We start from the raw sequence: 17,676 nt of genomic DNA on the forward strand, positions 1-17,676 counted from the left end.
AACGAAGCTAACACAGGCTTCGAAGCTGTAAAGATGTACCGAAGTTCAGTTCCGCGATAGCTCAGTCGGTAGAGCAAATGACTGTTAATCATTGGGTCCCTGGTTCGAGTCCAGGTCGCGGAGCCAATCTCGGGGTGTAGCGCAGTCCGGTAGCGCGCCTGCTTTGGGAGCAGGATGTCAGGAGTTCGAATCCCCTCACCCCGACCATTTTCCGGGTCGTTAGCTCAGTTGGTAGAGCAGTTGGCTTTTAACCAATTGGTCGTAGGTTCGAATCCTACACGACCCACCATGTAAAAAGGGCATCTCGAATGAGATGCCCTTTTTCTTTTGTCCGCGTTTTTTCAGGGTGTGGCATCCTCCTGCCCTTGCTACCCTGTGGCCTTTGTCTGCAGGAGCCTAGCGCATGTCCCTCAAAGCCAGTGTTTTCATCGCCACCAGCCTGGACGGCTACATTGCCCGCGAAGACGGCGGCCTCGACTGGCTGATGGGCGCCACCCAGTCCACCGATGACCACGGCTACGCGGGGTTCATGGCAAGCATCGACACGCTGGTGATGGGGCGCGGGACCTTCGACAAGGTCATGACCTTTGGCGAATGGCCGTATCCGAATACGCGTGTTGTGGTGGTCAGCAGCACCCTCGAAGCCTTGCCCAAGGGCGTACCGGCGCAGGTCGAACTGCATCCGGGGCCGATTCCGGCATTGCTCGAGCATCTGCAGGCGACGGGCGCAAAAAGCCTGTACCTGGATGGCGGCAAGCTGATTCAGGGGTTCCTGCGCGAGGGGCTGGTGGACGAGCTGACCATTACCCGCATTCCCGTGCTGCTGGGGCAGGGGATTGCGTTGTTCGGCGGGTTGGCGAAGGATGTGCTGTTGCAGCACATGAAGACGACCAGTTACGAGAGCGGGTTCGTGCAGAGCACGTATCGCGTGGTCCGTTGAATCGCTGGGGCTGCTGCAGCAGCCCCAGGATCTCAAGGTCTCAGTGCAGCTTCAGCCGCGGCTCGGTCCCCCGGCCAATCTTGCTACCCAGCATCATCATCGCCGTGCGGAAGAACCCATACAGCGCCATCTGGTGCATGCGGTACAGCGACACATAGAACATCCGCGCCAGCCAGCCCTCCAGCTTCACGCTGCCCATCAGGTTCCCCATCAGGTTGCCCACCGCCGAGAAGCGCGACAGCGACACCAGCGAGCCGTAGTCCTTGTACTCGTAGGTCGGCAGCGCCTTGTTCTCCAGGCGCGCCTTCAGGCTCTTGGCCAGCAGCGAAGCCTGCTGGTGCGCGGCCTGGGCCCGTGGCGGCACGTTGCGGTCGCTGCCCGGCTGCGGACAGGCGGCGCAGTCGCCGAAGGCGAAGATATTGTCGTCGCGGGTGGTCTGCAGGGTCGGGCGCACCACCAGCTGGTTGATGCGGTTGGTCTCCAGGCCGTCGATGTCCTTGAGGAAGCCAGGCGCGCGGATACCCGCCGCCCATACCTTCAGGCTGGCCTGGATCACTTCGCCCGTGGCGGTCTTCAGACCATCCTCGGTCACTTCGCTGACCGCGGCGTTGGTCAGCACCGTCACCCCGAGTTTTTCCAGGGTCTTGTGCACCGGCACGCTGATGCGCTCCGGCAGCGCCGGCAGCACGCGAGGGCCTGCCTCGATGATGGTGATGTGCATGTCCTTCGGCTGGATCTTGTCCAGGCCATAGGCCGCCAGCTCATGAGCGGCGTTGTGCAGCTCGGCCGCCAGCTCAACGCCGGTGGCGCCGGCGCCGACGATGGCCACGCTGATCTGCTCGCTGGCCACATCGCCCGCGTGGGCACGCAGGTAATGGTTGAGCAGTTGCTGGTGGAAGCGCTCGGCCTGCTTGCGGCTGTCGAGGAACAGGCAGTGCTGCGCCGCGCCCAGGGTGCCGAAGTCGTTGGTGTTGCTGCCCACGGCGATCACCAGGGTGTCGTAGCCGAGGGTGCGCGCAGGCAGCAGCTCGCGGCCTTCGTCGTCGAGGGTCGCGGCCAGCTGGATCAGCTTGTGTTCACGGTCCAGGCCGCTCATGCGACCCATCTGGAAGTTGAAGTGGTTCCACTTGGCCTGGGCCACGTAGTTCAGCTCGTCTTCCGAGGAGTTCAAGGAGCCTGCCGCCACTTCGTGCAGCAGCGGCTTCCAGATGTGCGTCAGGTTGGCATCAACCAGGGTGATCTCGGCCTGCTTGCGCTTGCCCAGGCTTTTGCCCAGGCGGGTCGCCAGTTCCAGGCCGCCGGCGCCGCCGCCGACAATCACGATGCGATGAGTCATGGGGATATCTCACAAGTTTTACGGAATTCGTGGACACAAGGTCCGGCCATATCCGACATGAGGGCAGGGCGAGCGCAAGGCAGCTCATAGCACCAGTCCACTCAGCAGGCGGCTCAACAGGCCCAGACCGATGGTCACGGCCACCACCAGCAACAGGAGCAGCATCGGCCGGAAGGGCCTGCGCTCGACTCGATGCTGGGGGGCGCTCAGGTACTCATCGACGCGACGCTGATCTTCGGGATTCAGGCGGCTGGTCATGGTGGGCCTCGTCAGATAGACGTTTGTGACTGCGTGCACGCCACAGCGTTCACGCAAACGCATGGATCGAATGATAATGCTTTCTATCTCTGGCGCCGAGTGTACGTGATCGCAAAGACACCCGGCACTGGATCAAAGACTGATACCTACGTCGAACACGATGCTGCGCCCCAGGTTGCCGCGCAGAAAATCCGGCGCGTCCGGGTGGGCGAACAGCACCCGGGCGAACGTCGGCCCCACCAGCGACAGCGATCGCCAGCCCTGGCGCAGGTACTCGGTGGGCGGCGGAAAATGGCTGTTGAGGTCGAGCACCTCGCGCTTGAGGCTGGCGAAGGCGATGATGTCCAGCTCGCCCAGGTCCAGCCCGCGCTCGCGGTAGTTGTGCGATTTCTTGCGCAGGGTCGGGGCCAGGCGCGCCAGCAGCTCCTGGGCGCTGATCCGCCGTGGCCGCTGCTCGCGGCGCACCAGCTGGCTCAGGGAAAACGCGCTGCGCCGGCGTTGCAGTTCCTCGCGCCACTCGTCGTTGAGCCGGCGCCCCTCGTCGAGCACGAAGAACACCTCGAATGCCGCGTCGCGGAACAGCACATCCGGCGGCTCCTGGCCGGCCGGGGTAAAGTCCTCGCTGCGGTAGGGAATGTTCAGCCCTTGCAGCAGGCGCTGGCAGACCCAACGCTCGCGCTCCCATTTGCGGGCATTGGACAGGAACGCATTGGCTTGTTCGGCCTGGATGGTAAGCAGGCGCAGGTAGTCTGAGTCATCCATGGGGACAAGCTTAGTCGCTAATTGATGACGGTAAGATGCTGTTTGTGCGTGGGAATCAGCCCAGCACCAACCATTGCTGGATCACACCGAACAGGTGCAGCAGCCCACCGCCCAGGCAGATGGCCGAACTGACCGCGATGAAACGCCGGCTGCGTCCGGTGCCGGCCAGCAACAGCGGGCCCAGCAGACCACGGGCCAGATACACCAGCGTGATCAGGCAGATGATCGGCAACAGCAACGGCAGCGGTGCGATCACGCCGGCTGCCGATAGCGCGTAGGCCGCCCAGATCAGCAGGACCGAAGCGATCACGGTGGTGATCAGGGCAGGGTAGGCACGGCCTTGTTCGGCGGCCCGGGCCATGCGCTCGCCCGCGCCAAACAGGCGGTACCAGCGCGGCCCCACGGCGATGACCATCAGGTGCAGCATACCTGCGACGGCGCTGAACACTGCGCCCAGGAGCAAGGGCAGGTTGATTCCTTCGGTCATGGCGGATGCGTCCTGCATCGAATGGAGGTGCCAGCCTATAGCAACCGGACGCAAGGGAGAATGGGTGTAGACTCAGGCTTGTCCACATGACCGACAGGGATATTGTTCAGGTGATCAGCGCACAGGTCTTGTCCAGCACCAGCCTCACCCTCGGCTGGCTCGGTTACGTGCCCCTGCTGATCTGGGCCGCCAGCCGCACCCGCTGGGTCGAGCTGCTCACCGACACCCGCCGCCAGCACCTGCTGTTCGGCACCGTGTTCTGCCTGTTCGTGTTGTGGCTGGTGCGCCGCGACTTCGACACCGGTGTGTCGTACCACTTCATCGGCATGACCGCCGTCACCCTGCTGCTGGACTGGCCGCTGGCGATCCTCGGCGGCTTTCTCGCCCAGCTCGGCCTGTTGCTGCTCGGCCGCCAGGACCTCGCCGCGATAGGCGTCAATGGCCTGCTGATCGTCGGCCTGCCGGTGCTGGTCACCGAGGTGTGCGCGATCCTGGTCGAGCGCGCGCAGCCGCGTAACCTGTTCGTATACATATTCTGTTCAGGGTTCTTTCCCGCCGCGCTGACCGTGCTGGTATGCGTATCGGCCGCGCTGGGGCTGCTGTGGCTGGACGAGCGTTTCGCCATGCCGGAGTGGCTCGGCGATTTTGTCGGCTACCTGTGGCTGATGATGTTCCCCGAGGCGTTCATCAACGGCACGGTGATCAGTGCTCTGGTGGTGTTCTGCCCGGAGTGGCTGGAGACGTTCAATCGCACCCGCTATCTGCAGGCGCCGTGGAAGGACGAGGAACGCTAAGGTCGCCTGTACGGGCCTCTGCGCGTAGCCCTCCCAAGCCAAACACTGTCCTTGTGGGAGCGGGCTTGCCACGCGAGTTGAGTGACCTGGGCCCGCCGTTTCTCAATGCGAATCATCGCGAAAATAGCGTGAGCGTTTGAACAGCAGACGCTGGCCGACAAGCATGAACAACATCCCCCACAGACCACCATCGAGCTGCAGTACTTGCCGTTCGCCCAATTGGGAGCAAGTGGTAATGCCAACCACCATGAAGATGATGTACACAGCCCTTCGCAGCATTTTGGGGCGGCACATCCAGTCGAGCAGTACGCCTGCCGCCAACCCGTAAGCGATGAAGTACAGCTCTGGCATGTCGGCGTCCTGCTCAGATGATCAGCAACAATGAGGATGACTGCGGTCCGATACCGCCATTTACCCAGGCTGATAGCAATACCAGCACATCGCCTGCGTGGAAGGTAGGAATGTTTGCCTTTGCTACCCACGAGGTAGCGCCCCCCGTCACAAGACCGGCCACAAAGCCAGCCGGGCCGCCCACCAGTGCCGCTGTGGTTTTGCCTGCCAGCGCGCCGATAACATTGGTGACAGTGTGGCGCTGTTCGTTGAGCAGGTCGCCTTGCTGGCGGCTAAGGGGACGGGAGACTGCGACCCTCATATGGCAGGCCAGTTTCCCAGGCAGCATTCTGTCGTAGAGCTCTGCCACTTTTTCCACGACCTGATAGTGCGCTTTGTGAACGAACGGCAGGCTAAGGGTCCGCAGATGGCAACATGCGTCGGGTTGTAGGGTGAACTCGTTTACGTCGAACACAACGCCATGCGAAGCGATGACCTGGTAGTGTTTGTCGACTTGCATGCGTGCTTCCTACCTCAGTCCGTGAGGCCTTGATCCATGGGCTTCGAACGATGCCAATGGATGGAGCGCGCGCCTATTCAGCTTGGTCTGATTGACCCGTACGAAACGTCTTGGGGCGTTTTGCCGACTGAAAGTCGAGCTCCCACGTAATGGGCGTTTGACCGACCAGAACGTGGGAGCGGGCTTGTCCCGCGATTGCGGTGGCACTCACCCCACCAAGCCCAGCTTAGTGCCGCGGCTCCAGATCCCCCGAATACAGCTCATCCTCGGACTCATCCGACCCTGCGATCTTGTGTTCCTCGGCCGCCCAGGCCCCCAGGTCGATCAATTTGCAGCGGTCCGAACAGAACGGCCGGAACGGGCTCTTCTCCCCCCATTCCACAGGCGCCCCGCAGGTCGGGCAATCAACGGTCATCGGCTGGCTCATGGCTGGCCTCCTCGCAAAGTCAGGTAAAAGTGGTGCAGGCGGTCGATCTCGTCGTGCAGCGATTGCAGGTCACGATCGTTGACCACCACGTCATCGGCATGGCGCAGGCGCTCTTCCCGGGCCAGCTGGGCCTTGAGAATCGCCTGCACCTGCTCGGGGCTGGTGTTGTCCCGTTGCAGGGTGCGCTGCACCTGCAACTCGGCCGGCGCATCGATCACCAATATGCGCTGGGTCTTGCGGAACTGCCCCGACTCGATCAGCAGCGGCGAGACATACACCGCATAGGGCGTCTCGGCCTTGGCCAGGTAGCTGAAGATCTCCTGGCCGATCAGCGGGTGCAGCAGTTGCTCGAGCCATTGCCGTTGCGCCGGGTCGGCGAAGATCAGCTGGCGCAGGGCGCCACGGTCGAGCTGGCCATCGTCCAGCAACACGCCGGGGCCGAAACGCTCGACGATGCTGGCCAGGGCCGGGCGGCCCGGCTCGACGACCCAGCGCGCCGCCTGGTCGGCATCGACCAGGTGCACGCCCAGCTCGACGAAACGCTCGGCGGCGGCGCTCTTGCCGCTGCCGATGCCGCCGGTCAGGCCGAGAATCCAAGGTGTGAAGGGCGCTGTGCTCATCAGGTTCCAAGCAGTTGCAGGTATGAGGCGACTATTTCATCACCCCAGAGCACTGCGATCCACCCCGCAATGGCCAGATAAGGCCCGAAAGGCAGCGCCGCGCCCATCTGCGAGCGCTTCAGACGCACCAGTGTCAGCCCGACCAGCGCCCCCACCAAGGAGGCCAGCATCAACGTCAGCGGCAAAATCTGCCAGCCACCCCAGGCACCGAGCATGGCTAGCAGCTTGAAGTCGCCATAGCCCATGCCTTCCTTGCCGGTCACCAGCTTGAACACCCAGTACACCGACCACAGGCTCAGGTAACCCGCCACCGCGCCCCACACCGCATCGGCCAGCGGCACCAGCAGCCCGAAGGCGTTGACCACCAGCCCCAGCCACAGCAGCGGTAGCACCAGCACATCCGGCAGCAGCTGGTGCTCGGCATCGATCAGGCTCAAGCCGATCAGGCCCCAGGTCAGCAACATAACCGCCAGCGCTTCGACGCCCGGCCCGAAATGCCAGGCCACCAGCAGCGAGAGCAGGGCGCAGGCCAGCTCCACCAGCGGATAACGCGCACTGATCCGCGCCTTGCACGCCGAGCAACGCCCGCGCAACGCCAGGTAGCTCAACACCGGGATGTTCTCCCAGGCACGGATCTTGTGTTGGCAATGCGGGCAGCGCGAAGCCGGCAGGCACAGGTCGAAGCGCTCATGCACCGTCGGCGCCAGCCCCAGCACCTCCTGCGCCTCGCGCTGCCACTGGCGCTCGAGCATCACCGGCAGCCGGTGCGCCAGCACATTGAGAAAACTCCCCACCAGCAACCCCAGCACCGCAGCCAGGGCGAAGAACAACGGCGGATGATCGAGGACGAGGGACCAGGCATTCATGTTCAGATCAAGCTACCCAACTGGAAAATCGGCAAGTACATCGCCACGACAAGGCCCCCCACCAGCAGCCCAAGGATCAGCACGATGGCCGGCTCCAGCAGCGTGGTCAACTGCTCCAGCGCCTGCCCCACCTGTTCTTCGTAATGCTGCGCGGCCTTGTCCAGCATCCTGTCGAGGGTGCCGCTGGCCTCGCCGACCGCCACCAGCTGGCGCAACAGCGGCGGAAACACCCCGTCATCCGCCTCCATCGCCTGCTGCAAGCCCAGTCCATTGGCCACGCGCTGGCGCAGGGCCAGGATCGCCCGCTCATGCAGGCTGTTGCCGCTGACCGGCGCCACCGTGGCCAATGCATCCAGCAACGCCACCCCAGCCCCATAAGAAGTCGCCAGGCTGCGCGCGAAACGCGCCAACGCCGCTTGCCCGAGCAACGTGCCGATCACCGGCACCTGCAGCCCCCAGCGCACCATCCACAGGCGCGCCGGCAGATGGCGCCGATAAAGCACCCGTACCCCAACCCCCGACAGGGTTATCAACAGCGCCAGCCACCCCACGTGATTGCCCAGCCCTGTGGATAAATCGATCACCCACTGCGTGAACGGCGGCAACGCCTTGTCAAAACTGGCGAACAACCCCTGGAAGCGCGGCACCACCTCCAGCAGCAACAACGCCGCGACCCCAAGCCCGGTCAGCAGCAACAGCGCCGGATACAGCATCGCCTTGCGCACCTTGTGCCGCAGCGCCTGGCGTTTCTCCAGCATCCCGGCCATCTGCTCCAGCTGCCGGTCCAGCGTGCCCGACTGCTCGCCCACCCGCACCAGGTTGCAGTACAGCGCATCGAACCACGCCGGGTGACGCTGCAACGCTTCCGCCAGCCCCAACCCCGCCGCCACATCCTGTTTCAACCGCGCCAGCAACACCGCCATGCCACTGTCCACCGTGCTGCGCGCCATCACCTCGAACGCCTGCAGCAACGGCACCCCCGCCATCAGCAACGTCGCCAGCTGCCGACTGAACCCCGACGCATCCGCCTTGCCCGCCCGCCGCGGCCAACGCCAGCGCAATCCGCCCACCAGCCGCACCCGCGTCGGGCGAATGCCCTGCTGGCGCAGCCACGCCTGCACGAACGCCGGGCTGCGCCCGCTGTGCTGACCGTGTCGATGAACGCCGCAGGCATCGACGCCTTCCCAGGCATAGAGGTGAGTGGAAGGTTGCATGCGAAGTCCCTCGCCGTAGTGCGACAAGCCCCGTAACAGCTTGCCGGGCCCGTCCCCGGGCGCGTTTCCATGACGCTCACTAGAGTAGTTCAGCGAAGATGACGCCCTGCCGAGCAGGGGTGACAAAAGGTGTCGGTTCAGGCCTACTGCGCGCCTGCCGGGCAGGGCGCAGCCAACGCCGACCGCGCCTCCATGTATTACGAAGGAAGACCGTTCATGAAAGGGCAACGAGGTATCACCCTGATCGAACTGATGATCGTCGTGGCGATCATCGGCATCCTGGCGACGATCGCCATCCCCATGTATACCAACCACCAGGCCCGCGCCAAGGCTGCGGCGGCGCTGCTGGAGATCTCCGCGCTGAAGACGCCGATGGACGTACGGTTGAACGAAGGCAAGGACGTGCCCGACGTCGCCAGCCTGGGCGGCCAGCCGAGCACCGCGCATTGCGCGATCACCGCCAGCGGCAGGGCGGTGGATGGTACGGCCAGCATTGCCTGCACCTTGGCCGAAGCGCCGGCCAATGTACTGGGCAAGACCCTCACCCTGGCGCGTACCCAGGCGGGCTGGACCTGTGTCACCACGGTGGAGGAAGACCTCGCGCCGAATGGCTGCACGGTGCAATGAAAGTGAGGTGAAACAGGGGTTTGCGTAACCGGCACGGCAGTGGTACGTTGCGCAACACGCCGGTGTAGCTCAGTCGGTAGAGCAGCGCACTCGTAACGCGAAGGTCGCAGGTTCGATTCCTGTCTCCGGCACCAGTTCAGGTTCCAGCGAAGGCTACCAAAATCTCTGGAACCCCCGTAAAACCCGCCTTCTGGCGGGTTTTTTCGTTATGGCGTTCCGTCGGAATCCGACAGCTGCCAGCCGATTTAGGGGTAACGTTTGGGATAAAGTCGATTCGATAAAGGGGTTTACCCTTATGGCTCGTACTACTGCTCCCCTGACCGACACCGCATGCCGCTCGGCCAAACCTACTGACCGCCCATACAAGCTTTTCGATGGTGACGGTCTTTACCTCCTCGTTTACCCCAATGGCCGCAAAGGCTGGCGCTTCCGGTATGTGAAACCGGATGGGCGAGAGGGGCTGACCTCGTTTGGCAATTATCCTGTCATCGGTCTCGCAGATGCTCGACAGAAGCGTCTGGAGACTAAGCGGATGCTGGCGGAAGGCATTGATCCGATTGCGTCCAAGCAGCAGGCCAAGGCCGAGGCGGTTGTCAGAGGGCACACCTTTGAGCGCGTTGCCTTGGACTGGCATAAGGAAATGTCCGTGAAGTGGGCGCCTGGCCATTCCCGGACAGTGCTGAGTCGTTTGAAGACTCACGTATTCCCGCTGCTAGGCGCACGGGCCATCGTTGATCTGGATACCTTCGATCTCATGCAGCCGCTTGAGGCAATCAAGAAGCGAGGCACGATCGATGTGGCCTTAAGGGTACAAAACTACCTTCAGAGCATCATGCGTGAGGCGAAGCGGCTGCGGCTGATCACGGTGAACCCTGCATATGATCTTGAGGGCTTCATCAGCGCGCCACGGGTTACGCATCGGCCTGCACTCCCACTCTCACGTCTGCCAGAGTTGATGGATCGCATCGAGAACTACAAGGGACGCATGCTCACTCGACTGACTGTGATGCTGTCGCTTCATGTGTTTGTCCGCTCCAGCGAATTGCGCTTCGCACGTTGGAGTGAGTTCGACCTGAAGCGCGGCATATGGGAGATACCGGATACGCGACCTGCGTTGGACGGCGTGCCGTATTCGACCAGAGGAACGAAGATGGCGGGCGACATCCATCTGGTCCCTCTGTCACCGCAAGCGGTGGCGTTGCTCGAACAGATTCATGCGATCACGGGGTACTTCGATCTGGTAATCACCAGTGACGCCCGCTCGTGGAAGCCTATGTCCGAGAACACACTCAACAGCGCTTTGCGGAACATGGGCTACGACACCAAGACCGAAATCTGCGGGCATGGCTTCCGGTCCATGGCGTGCAGTGCTTTGGTCGAGTCCGGGCTTTGGTCAGAGACCGCTATCGAGCGGCAGATGAGTCACAGGGAGCGCAACAACGTTCGGGCGGCGTATATCCACAAGGCCGAGTTCCTGGAGGAGCGGCGAATGATCATGAGTTGGTGGAGCCGTTACCTCGAAGCGAACAGGCAGGAGCATATCTCGCCGCATGAGTTCGCGAATCAGATCGGGGCAAACGTTTCTAGCCTAAGAGCAAGGCGTGGCGCAGTCGAGTGAGCGCACGGCTTTGAAATTTCGGTGATCTGCTTTCCATACGGGTCCATCCAAACAGGGCTGCAAAGCCGCCCTGTTTGGATGGACCTCACCTGAAAAATCAAAAGCACCACATCGGCCACTAGAAACCACGGGATTCCGTACACACCCAATGCCATTTTCAACCGCAAAATCCAGTGGGCGAGTCGCTTGACCCTCTCGGATTGCGGGCGTAGAAAAGACAGTGCAAAGGCTGTCGTTGACAGCACCCCAGGTGACCCGAACCTTCAAGGTCACGCCGCTCTCGCGGTGGTTCTCCCCAAGGGCGATTCGCATCCGGCAGCTCGCCCGGTCACTACCCATGTGATGAATGCTCTTACACATATAGCGCTCGTGCGCCAGATACTCCGTACCTCGCTGCCCTGTAGCAACCTATCCGCTTGGCCGAATCTTGCGCCAACCTGTGCCCGTCTCTTTCTTCTGGAAAGAGACGGGCACTTCTACCACTGCTGCAGCCCTGATCGCACAAGGCTTTGCGGCATTCCCCCTCGTGACAATCGGCGTGACAAACGCCGAAGTCACCAGCAACAGTCATGTAGATGATGGTGCCGCAGACCAAGGAATGGACTGCACCTGACTGACAGTCAGGCATGCCCCGGTCATCGCATTGCTGCTTGCACCAGGCTTAGGATCTTCAGGCATTGGTCTCGTCAGCCAATACAGCCTCCACCCGCCCACCGGTAACGGTGCTCAGGAGGCCAGATCATGAGATGCCCTTGCTCCCGGACGTACGGAGCCGCCAGTCCCGCGAAGAGGACACTCCCCACAGGTCGCAGGGGCCTTGATCCCTGATAACACTCAACATTCTTGGCGGGATGACGTGGGGCGAGGATCGGATATCGGAAGATGAGGTGACCGACATGGCATTGTTGGGTAGACGCGATGGCCGTAATTTCGGCTATGGCAGGCAGTTGAGTTACGCAGGACCACAAGCGCTGAAAGACATGTTCGGCGGAGGCCACTACGGCACGGTGAAAGCACACTGTGATCGGTGGCAGGCATTCGTTAAGTGGTGCCGCTCAGAACAGGGGCCGGGTATCAATGATGCACGGCAGATTGATCGGAAGGTGTTGGCGGGCTATGCCGCGTATTTACGCGAGCTGGTTGGGTGCGGTGACCTCGCCGTCAGCACCGCACAAAACCGGCTATCCAGCGTTAACAGGACCATGGCGGCGCTTCGCGGTGATCAGTCCGTGAAACTGCCGAGTCCAAGCAAGGCGTTGGGTGTGCAGCGCAGCGGGGTTCGACACTCTGTGCCGCAGGGTCAAGACCGTGAACAGATAAAGCAGATCGTCGATGCGCTTTGCAGTCGTGACCAGAGACGGGTCGCAGCGATCGTCCTGCTGGCGCGAGCCACCGGCATGCGCTTGCGAGAGGCTATCTAAGCTGACCTACCACGGCTAAGGCGTGAGGCTAACGAGCTAGGCAGGATTAACATTCAGGATGGCACCAAAGGCGGCCGCGCCGGGGGCTCGGCACCCCGTTGGATTGCGGTGGGCGACCATGTTCGCGAGGCGCTTGGGTTTGCACAGCAGGTGTCACCTGCGGGTAGCCGCAACCTGATTGCGCCACACGAAAGTTACATGAGTTTTCTACGAGATATCATCCGCCCTGCGAGGGAGATCCTGCATGCACACAACCTCAAAGGCTTCCATGAACTACGAGCGACGTACGCATGTGAGCGTTATGAACAAATCACCCAGCACCTCGCACCTATCAACGGCGGACAATGTTACCAGGTAGGTCGGAGCTTTGATCGTGAAGCCCGGATGCAAATCAGCTATGAGCTGGGGCCCGGTCGGAGCGACGTGGTCGCTGCTTACATTGGTGGGCGGGTATGAGCAAGCCGTTCGATATGGAGCTGTTCTTGGCTGGAGTGCTGACCGGATCGCACGCGACTAAGCAGCGTCATTTGCGGCAGGCGAAGCTTATATAAGCTGAAATTTCAGAGCGCTGGCAGCGAGAAACGCCTTGGACTTGGCAGAGGAAGCATGTGGTTTGGTTTCTTGAGCACCGCCTGAGCACGTGGAGCGAGGCGGCGCGGTACTACTACTTGCTGACATTACGGCTTCTCGCACGTCGATTAGAAAAGCCCTGGACAATCAATCGCTGAATAAGAGACTAGTAATAATTCATCATGAATAGAGAAAATGCAGCCGAAGCTGCACCATCTAGCGATGCAGCTTTAGGTAGATATAATACTTTTAGGTGGTAAACATTATTAATATGGTTTTACATTGTTAATGATAAAGACCAAAATCACTTTCTTCGTCTCTTTTAGACTCATCAGCTATTTGAAGATTTACGCGCGTAATATAATTTTGAATCCAGAGCCTGACAAGGTGGCTTTCGTGTGTTGCTAAAGGAAGCAGTGCCGCTTTGTCTGATTCGAGGTAAGGTACAAGAGAACCTGACCAGCCGCGAGTGGCCATGTTTGCACACAATTCGCTAGAAACTTTTTGGTCATTGCCGAAATTTTCAAGTAAGGCGATAAAAAGCGCTGACGGCTTTTGAGTTCCTTCAGAAGAATCGAATATATTTATACATCTGGCAACAAAAATAGGGCCGATATCCAAATGCTTTAAACACCATTCAATAACTGTCTTGGTAGGAATGACAGAGAGCACACTTGGCATTTTGCTTGCTAGTCCTGCCTCACGATCTAGCAATTGTTGTAGCCAATATCTCTCCATTCCTTCTGAGCGAATAATTGCGTCGCCAAATAATGGCCAGATCTCCTCGGCATAATTATTCATGATTTTGAGTAGTAGAGGCTTTGTGTAAGACCAGATGTCTCCATGATTTAGTCCATGCTGGCAGGCTGCGATCAGTTGGTTCGATAGGGCAATAGCAAATTCCACATCTCGTACTGCCAACAGTTTTTCAGAAATATCTTGCCAGTGATGTAGGTCTGAAGCTGTTTTTTGTTGTCCCTTGTGAAGTGGGACTGATGTTACTAAGGTTTTTAGCTGGTCACGCAGCTTGTCGATGCTGTCCTTGTTGCTAAAGCAATACATGTAGATCACATTAAGTGCTGCCCAACTTGCTTGCCCACTTAACTGTGATAGTTCTAAGCAAAAGTCAGCTATTGCTTTCGGGTTGATGCTGTCAATGACACTGCCATAGCTTAATAGGTTTGCATCATTCGGTGGGAGCTTTTGATTCTGTATTAGCCCTAGAAGATTAAATAAGTGTGTCTCTTGTATTCTGCCTGTGCGAATGAAGTCGGCATAGTGAAGAATGAGTTTTTCGTTTGAGAGTAAATAATCTACGTACTCTTGCCAAAGCGCTGGCGAGCGCTCGAATAAACCTCGGTATAAACCACGAACAAGTTGCGGGTTGGGCTGTTCAATAGTCGTCAAGGAATATAATGCATGGTTCATAAGTAGCTTGACATCATCTGTGTCTAAGGCCAGTTGATAACCAAGGGCGAAAGACTGCTTTTGCTCACCAATAAGTAATAAGCTAATGTGAGGAATTAGATCGCCGATATTTTCGGTTAGACTCGTTGCAAGAATCTTCGCATTTTCTGCTGCCACATCAATGTAATGGTCATCACTACCTTTTCGATGTTCCCATGGTGGGTTGCTCACCAATATTTTCAGCTTCTCAGGTAGCTCAGCCATCGCAGGGTTCAGCAGTTCTAGCCACTGGTTAAGCACTTCGATAACTTCTGGGCTGATATTTTTTGAGTCGTACTCGAAAGTGTTTTTTATGCTGTCAAGAGCCTCTGGCCAGTATCGGCCATTAATCGAAACTATTTCTTGGATGATTTTGTCCAGCATTTCAATTCGACCATTGGAAACAAAGCCTCTGATTGAATGGCCCACAATAGATAGTGCACTGGCTCTCTGTGGTTCACCCCGTTTTATCAGGACCAAAATTAAGTCAAAAGCTTTTTGCCAGAAATCAAAGATATCCTGCCATATTGTTGGTCTCCACTCTTCGAGCGGAGCCCTCGTGCCTTGGTATTCTGCACCAACTGTCCGCGTGCCACCATTAGTACTTACCGCTTGTTCCAAGCTCTTTAGGACAATTAAGTCGATATTTGGATTGTTGGTCGCAATAGCACGCTTCAGCACATCGAAACGAATACTAGGTTTAGTCTCTGTACCAGAAAGGTCCACTCTGAATAATTGTGAAAAAATTCCTGTTGCGTTGTTGCCCCAACTTTCATTCTCTGCTGATGCCAGTAACAACAGGCACCAAGATGCTTTTTCAAAAATCACAGCATGAAAACATAGCTTTTCGAGAGCCCAGACCAAATTTCTTCGCGTACTGCCATCAATAGCCAAAAGCTGTTCGTGAGTGCGCTTTGACAAAATATGGTAAAGGGCATCGGACGTTGACTCTGGATTTACTTCAACAAATGCGCGGAAGAGTTTCGAACCCCTTTCTGTAAGCAGCTCCTCCGCTTGAACGAAAGGGCTCTGCCCTCCAAATAGGCGATCCGAAAATTTCTGAACACTTGGTTGAGCATCAAGATAGGAAGCCTGGGTACAAAAACTTTGCATCAGAGAATCAGGTAAGTTATCAATCAATTCCTTCTGCTGTTGATAGGAGGTTTTTTCCCACCACTCTGATGCAAGAGTTAATGCGAGAGGCTTAGGTACAAGTCTGGCATATCTTCCTGCGCGATTAATTATTTGCCGCCGAGTAAATTCTGTTAACACTCGTTCAAAGACCTTAAGGTCAGAGCCGGCAATGTCTTCGGCTATATACTTGGCCTCTTCACCTGCAGTTCCGTCTGCTGTGCCAAATACATCAAATAGCGAGCACGCTGACAAAACATCCTTTTCTGCGTCGGTTATATAACTATCCCCTTCTATCAGCTTCCTAACTACTGAGCTTTTCTCAATGGAGCCAAGTAGTCTGCCCTCTTTTTGGTACTGTTCCGCAATGAGTGTTGCCATCAGGGGATAGCCTTGGGCAAACCGAGCTACCCGATCTACATCACTGGGATCCATTCCGATTAATATTGGAGACAGAACCTGTTTTATAGCTTCGTCTTTCAATGGTGAAATTTTAATGTGAATAGAGTCGTCTACTTGCTCATTGGAGTAAGCGACTGTGACGAGCTTTAGGAAGCAATCTGACTTATTGACTTCCCTAGCTAAATGGTTATGCAAGTCTACACTGCAGTTTTCGACGATTACAAGGCCGTGTGTGCAATCGTCAACCATTGATCTAATGCTTTCTTTTATGGGGATATCATATCCAGGAGCATTAAATATAAGTGTGCATGAGTTGTCTATGGTGCCAGATGCATCAATGGCCTCAAGCAACAATCGTGTCTTACCCAGACCAGAGGCGCCCGTTAATCTTGTTACGGAGTTTTTTGAGTCTATAGCAGAAATCAAAGCAGCTAGATCATTTGATCTGACCTCATCGCTCACGTAATGGTAGCCATGATTCCTTTCAATGCTTTTCCAGTCTTCAAGATCCCGAGAAGCAGGATTTTTATACTTTACTACTGTGTTTTTTTTTAATATGAATTTTTTGAATACTATGTAGGCCGTGGACTCTGTGCTTTTCGGCTTGACTATCGAGATGTGATTAGTGTCATTAATTGTTTCAATTGCATGCTCTCTAAAAATACTTTTCGAACTGGAAGAAGATACGATGTCGTCATTTGCGGCAATTAGGCTTAAAATATCTAGCTCGTTATTAAGGCCGCTGTGTACCCACTGCTCATTTAGGTCGTCCAACTCCCCTGAGTCACGGCTTAAACTCTTTAGGTGTATGTTTCTAAAGCTTACATACTTACCAGCATTTGCGTACCCGGAGCCGTCATGCGGTACATCAAAAAAACAAACTTTAAATATTTTGTGGGAAATACCTTTATTTTTTAATAGTAAGAGGACTTTCTTTAGGATGACTCCCCCCAGGCTATGGCCTGCTAGGATAATTTCATCGTTTTCTAAGTCGCAGCGGGCCCTGATATCAGTGAGAATCCCATTGGCGATATTCAGTATGCCAGGCGCACGTTTCCAGAACTTCCAAAGGGCTGGAGATTCATATCCGCAGGATATGATCTCAAATTCTACATCTTTATCGTCTGCTAAGAATTCGGGGAATTTACCCCATGTTCCATCTGCGGTGCCACCCAAACCATGAATTAAGATGATTTTCTTTGCCATTTGAATTTCCAGGAATAATTTAGTTTTATGGCGTGGTCAGCACTGACGTGCTGTGAGTTCGTGGATCTAACTATAAATTCGGCCGGAAGTCTGTGTTCAAGGGGTTGTCGGCTAAGTAATGGATCTCGACGTAATCTTGCTGATGGGGGGCAACTAGACACCTAGAGTGGTATCTGATTGCAAGATTTTCGGGGGTGAGCAATTTGTTCGTGTGGTTTAAATAGTCTACTGTTACTTTGCGCATTTTTAAAGCAAATCCTTTGCTGTTTAGAGTTTTTAGTCACTTGGGCGACCATCGCTTTTTATTGATCCGTAATACTTCAGTTCCTAAGGCCGCCCTAATACTGCGTTATCCCAACAGGATGAATAAAAAATCAGGGGAGCGCATATCATCATGCCGATGTTACGAGGTCGATCGTGATCTGTCTATAGGTGTTGTTAGATTTAACGTCATTCTGTATGCGTGCTTATTGCACCCCGTCATACATATGTTATGGTCTGGTTACTGCTTGCAGTAAGGGGGTGAAGATGACCTGGAGAGGATTCGGCTTCTGTGTTCACATGCCAAGTATTCGCCGACCCAAGTAATATAATTGGTCGCTCTTTTTTCGATGTTAGTCGCTGTAAGAGCTTGGCCTGTTATTGGGTTAATCCGTTGAATGGAATAGATTGCTGAATTTGGCTAGTGTGTGAAAAGCTAT

The 17,676-nt window shown here is 57.0% G+C and carries 15 protein-coding genes, 4 tRNA genes and 2 pseudogenes; 10 read left to right on the forward strand and 11 right to left on the reverse strand.

Going from position 1 to position 17,676, the window contains the following annotated elements; translation table 11 throughout:
- Positions 1 to 50: 50 nt before the first annotated feature.
- The 4 genes from ACYUME_RS04175 to ACYUME_RS04190 all read left to right on the forward strand — a co-directional run bounded on the left by ACYUME_RS04175 (position 51) and on the right by ACYUME_RS04190 (position 940).
- A tRNA-Asn gene (locus tag ACYUME_RS04175) sits at positions 51 to 126 on the forward strand.
- Positions 127 to 130: 4 nt separating this feature from the next.
- Positions 131 to 207, forward strand: a tRNA-Pro gene (locus ACYUME_RS04180).
- Positions 208 to 213: 6 nt separating this feature from the next.
- Positions 214 to 289 (forward strand) — tRNA-Lys (locus ACYUME_RS04185).
- Positions 290 to 403: 114 nt separating this feature from the next.
- Positions 404 to 940, forward strand: coding sequence for a dihydrofolate reductase family protein (locus tag ACYUME_RS04190; protein WP_460418128.1), 537 nt, complete (start codon positions 404 to 406; stop codon positions 938 to 940).
- Between the two features lie 40 nt (positions 941 to 980).
- Here ACYUME_RS04190 and ACYUME_RS04195 read toward each other — a convergent pair whose 3' ends face one another.
- The 4 genes from ACYUME_RS04195 to ACYUME_RS04210 all read right to left on the reverse strand — a co-directional run bounded on the left by ACYUME_RS04195 (position 981) and on the right by ACYUME_RS04210 (position 3,783).
- Positions 981 to 2,276, reverse strand: a complete 1,296-nt coding sequence (locus ACYUME_RS04195; protein ID WP_460418129.1) for an NAD(P)/FAD-dependent oxidoreductase — start codon at positions 2,274 to 2,276, stop codon at positions 981 to 983.
- 84 nt (positions 2,277 to 2,360) lie between these two features.
- Positions 2,361 to 2,534: a DUF3094 family protein gene (locus ACYUME_RS04200; RefSeq protein ID WP_279881920.1), complete on the reverse strand. Its 174-nt coding sequence runs from the start codon at positions 2,532 to 2,534 to the stop codon at positions 2,361 to 2,363.
- Between the two features lie 132 nt (positions 2,535 to 2,666).
- Entirely contained in the window at positions 2,667 to 3,296 is a 630-nt protein-coding gene (locus ACYUME_RS04205; RefSeq protein WP_011535708.1) for a DUF1780 domain-containing protein, read from the reverse strand.
- 55 nt (positions 3,297 to 3,351) lie between these two features.
- Positions 3,352 to 3,783 carry a hypothetical protein gene (locus tag ACYUME_RS04210; protein ID WP_460418130.1) on the reverse strand — a complete coding sequence of 144 codons (432 nt, stop codon included), beginning with the start codon at positions 3,781 to 3,783 and terminating at the stop codon, positions 3,352 to 3,354.
- 86 nt (positions 3,784 to 3,869) lie between these two features.
- Here ACYUME_RS04210 and ACYUME_RS04215 point away from each other — a divergent pair, with 86 nt between their 5' ends.
- On the forward strand, positions 3,870 to 4,577 hold the full coding sequence (locus ACYUME_RS04215; protein ID WP_460418131.1) for an energy-coupling factor ABC transporter permease: 708 nt from the start codon (positions 3,870 to 3,872) through the stop codon (positions 4,575 to 4,577).
- Positions 4,578 to 4,679: 102 nt separating this feature from the next.
- Here the strand turns inward: ACYUME_RS04215 and ACYUME_RS04220 are convergent, their stop codons facing one another.
- From ACYUME_RS04220 to ACYUME_RS04245, 6 genes are all read right to left on the reverse strand, one after another.
- The gene (locus ACYUME_RS04220; RefSeq protein WP_460418132.1) at positions 4,680 to 4,928 is read right to left on the reverse strand and encodes a hypothetical protein; all 249 of its coding nucleotides are present in this window, start codon (positions 4,926 to 4,928) and stop codon (positions 4,680 to 4,682) included.
- Between the two features lie 13 nt (positions 4,929 to 4,941).
- Positions 4,942 to 5,427, reverse strand: coding sequence for a hypothetical protein (locus tag ACYUME_RS04225; protein WP_279881907.1), 486 nt, complete (start codon positions 5,425 to 5,427; stop codon positions 4,942 to 4,944).
- A gap of 226 nt (positions 5,428 to 5,653) precedes the next feature.
- Positions 5,654 to 5,854 carry a DNA gyrase inhibitor YacG gene (gene yacG / locus ACYUME_RS04230; RefSeq protein ID WP_460418133.1) on the reverse strand — a complete coding sequence of 67 codons (201 nt, stop codon included), beginning with the start codon at positions 5,852 to 5,854 and terminating at the stop codon, positions 5,654 to 5,656.
- Positions 5,851 to 6,474 carry a dephospho-CoA kinase gene (gene coaE, locus ACYUME_RS04235; protein ID WP_279881902.1) on the reverse strand — a complete coding sequence of 208 codons (624 nt, stop codon included), beginning with the start codon at positions 6,472 to 6,474 and terminating at the stop codon, positions 5,851 to 5,853. The genes yacG and coaE overlap by 4 nt, the downstream gene beginning before the upstream one ends.
- The gene (locus ACYUME_RS04240; protein ID WP_460418134.1) at positions 6,474 to 7,340 is read right to left on the reverse strand and encodes a prepilin peptidase; all 867 of its coding nucleotides are present in this window, start codon (positions 7,338 to 7,340) and stop codon (positions 6,474 to 6,476) included. Before ACYUME_RS04240 ends, coaE begins: the two co-directional genes overlap by 1 nt.
- A gap of 2 nt (positions 7,341 to 7,342) precedes the next feature.
- Positions 7,343 to 8,554: a type II secretion system F family protein gene (locus ACYUME_RS04245; RefSeq protein ID WP_460418135.1), complete on the reverse strand. Its 1,212-nt coding sequence runs from the start codon at positions 8,552 to 8,554 to the stop codon at positions 7,343 to 7,345.
- 216 nt (positions 8,555 to 8,770) lie between these two features.
- Here ACYUME_RS04245 and ACYUME_RS04250 point away from each other — a divergent pair, with 216 nt between their 5' ends.
- From ACYUME_RS04250 to ACYUME_RS04270, 5 genes and pseudogenes are all read left to right on the forward strand, one after another.
- Positions 8,771 to 9,181 carry a pilin gene (locus tag ACYUME_RS04250; protein ID WP_460418136.1) on the forward strand — a complete coding sequence of 137 codons (411 nt, stop codon included), beginning with the start codon at positions 8,771 to 8,773 and terminating at the stop codon, positions 9,179 to 9,181.
- A 58-nt stretch (positions 9,182 to 9,239) separates the two neighbouring features.
- Positions 9,240 to 9,315: transfer RNA gene (locus tag ACYUME_RS04255), tRNA-Thr, on the forward strand.
- A gap of 161 nt (positions 9,316 to 9,476) precedes the next feature.
- On the forward strand, positions 9,477 to 10,799 hold the full coding sequence (locus ACYUME_RS04260; RefSeq protein ID WP_460418137.1) for a tyrosine-type recombinase/integrase: 1,323 nt from the start codon (positions 9,477 to 9,479) through the stop codon (positions 10,797 to 10,799).
- An 896-nt stretch (positions 10,800 to 11,695) separates the two neighbouring features.
- Positions 11,696 to 12,676: pseudogene (locus ACYUME_RS04265) on the forward strand (integrase domain-containing protein).
- Positions 12,673 to 12,948, forward strand: a pseudogene (locus ACYUME_RS04270) (hypothetical protein). Before ACYUME_RS04265 ends, ACYUME_RS04270 begins: the two co-directional pseudogenes overlap by 4 nt.
- 127 nt (positions 12,949 to 13,075) lie before the next feature.
- Here the strand turns inward: ACYUME_RS04270 and ACYUME_RS04275 are convergent.
- Positions 13,076 to 16,975: a lipase family protein gene (locus ACYUME_RS04275; protein ID WP_460418138.1), complete on the reverse strand. Its 3,900-nt coding sequence runs from the start codon at positions 16,973 to 16,975 to the stop codon at positions 13,076 to 13,078.
- Between the last annotated feature and the right edge of the window lie 701 nt (positions 16,976 to 17,676).

The sequence above is a fragment of the Pseudomonas sp. microsymbiont 2 genome, assembly GCF_054788395.1.

What these genes read in the sequence shown, in the direction of transcription:
- ACYUME_RS04210 (WP_460418130.1), bottom strand. Translation starts at nt 3,783, where the DNA reads ATGACCGAAGGAATCAACCTGCCCTTGCTCCTGGGCGCAGTGTTCAGC.
- ACYUME_RS04275 (WP_460418138.1), bottom strand. Translation starts at nt 16,975, where the DNA reads ATGGCAAAGAAAATCATCTTAATTCATGGTTTGGGTGGCACCGCAGAT.
- ACYUME_RS04195 (WP_460418129.1), bottom strand. Translation starts at nt 2,276, where the DNA reads ATGACTCATCGCATCGTGATTGTCGGCGGCGGCGCCGGCGGCCTGGAA.
- ACYUME_RS04245 (WP_460418135.1), bottom strand. Translation starts at nt 8,554, where the DNA reads ATGCAACCTTCCACTCACCTCTATGCCTGGGAAGGCGTCGATGCCTGC.
- ACYUME_RS04215 (WP_460418131.1), top strand. Translation starts at nt 3,870, where the DNA reads ATGACCGACAGGGATATTGTTCAGGTGATCAGCGCACAGGTCTTGTCC.
- ACYUME_RS04225 (WP_279881907.1), bottom strand. Translation starts at nt 5,427, where the DNA reads ATGCAAGTCGACAAACACTACCAGGTCATCGCTTCGCATGGCGTTGTG.
- ACYUME_RS04220 (WP_460418132.1), bottom strand. Translation starts at nt 4,928, where the DNA reads ATGCCAGAGCTGTACTTCATCGCTTACGGGTTGGCGGCAGGCGTACTG.
- ACYUME_RS04205 (WP_011535708.1), bottom strand. Translation starts at nt 3,296, where the DNA reads ATGGATGACTCAGACTACCTGCGCCTGCTTACCATCCAGGCCGAACAA.
- ACYUME_RS04250 (WP_460418136.1), top strand. Translation starts at nt 8,771, where the DNA reads ATGAAAGGGCAACGAGGTATCACCCTGATCGAACTGATGATCGTCGTG.
- ACYUME_RS04240 (WP_460418134.1), bottom strand. Translation starts at nt 7,340, where the DNA reads ATGAATGCCTGGTCCCTCGTCCTCGATCATCCGCCGTTGTTCTTCGCC.
- yacG (WP_460418133.1), bottom strand. Translation starts at nt 5,854, where the DNA reads ATGAGCCAGCCGATGACCGTTGATTGCCCGACCTGCGGGGCGCCTGTG.
- ACYUME_RS04200 (WP_279881920.1), bottom strand. Translation starts at nt 2,534, where the DNA reads ATGACCAGCCGCCTGAATCCCGAAGATCAGCGTCGCGTCGATGAGTAC.
- coaE (WP_279881902.1), bottom strand. Translation starts at nt 6,474, where the DNA reads ATGAGCACAGCGCCCTTCACACCTTGGATTCTCGGCCTGACCGGCGGC.
- ACYUME_RS04190 (WP_460418128.1), top strand. Translation starts at nt 404, where the DNA reads ATGTCCCTCAAAGCCAGTGTTTTCATCGCCACCAGCCTGGACGGCTAC.
- ACYUME_RS04260 (WP_460418137.1), top strand. Translation starts at nt 9,477, where the DNA reads ATGGCTCGTACTACTGCTCCCCTGACCGACACCGCATGCCGCTCGGCC.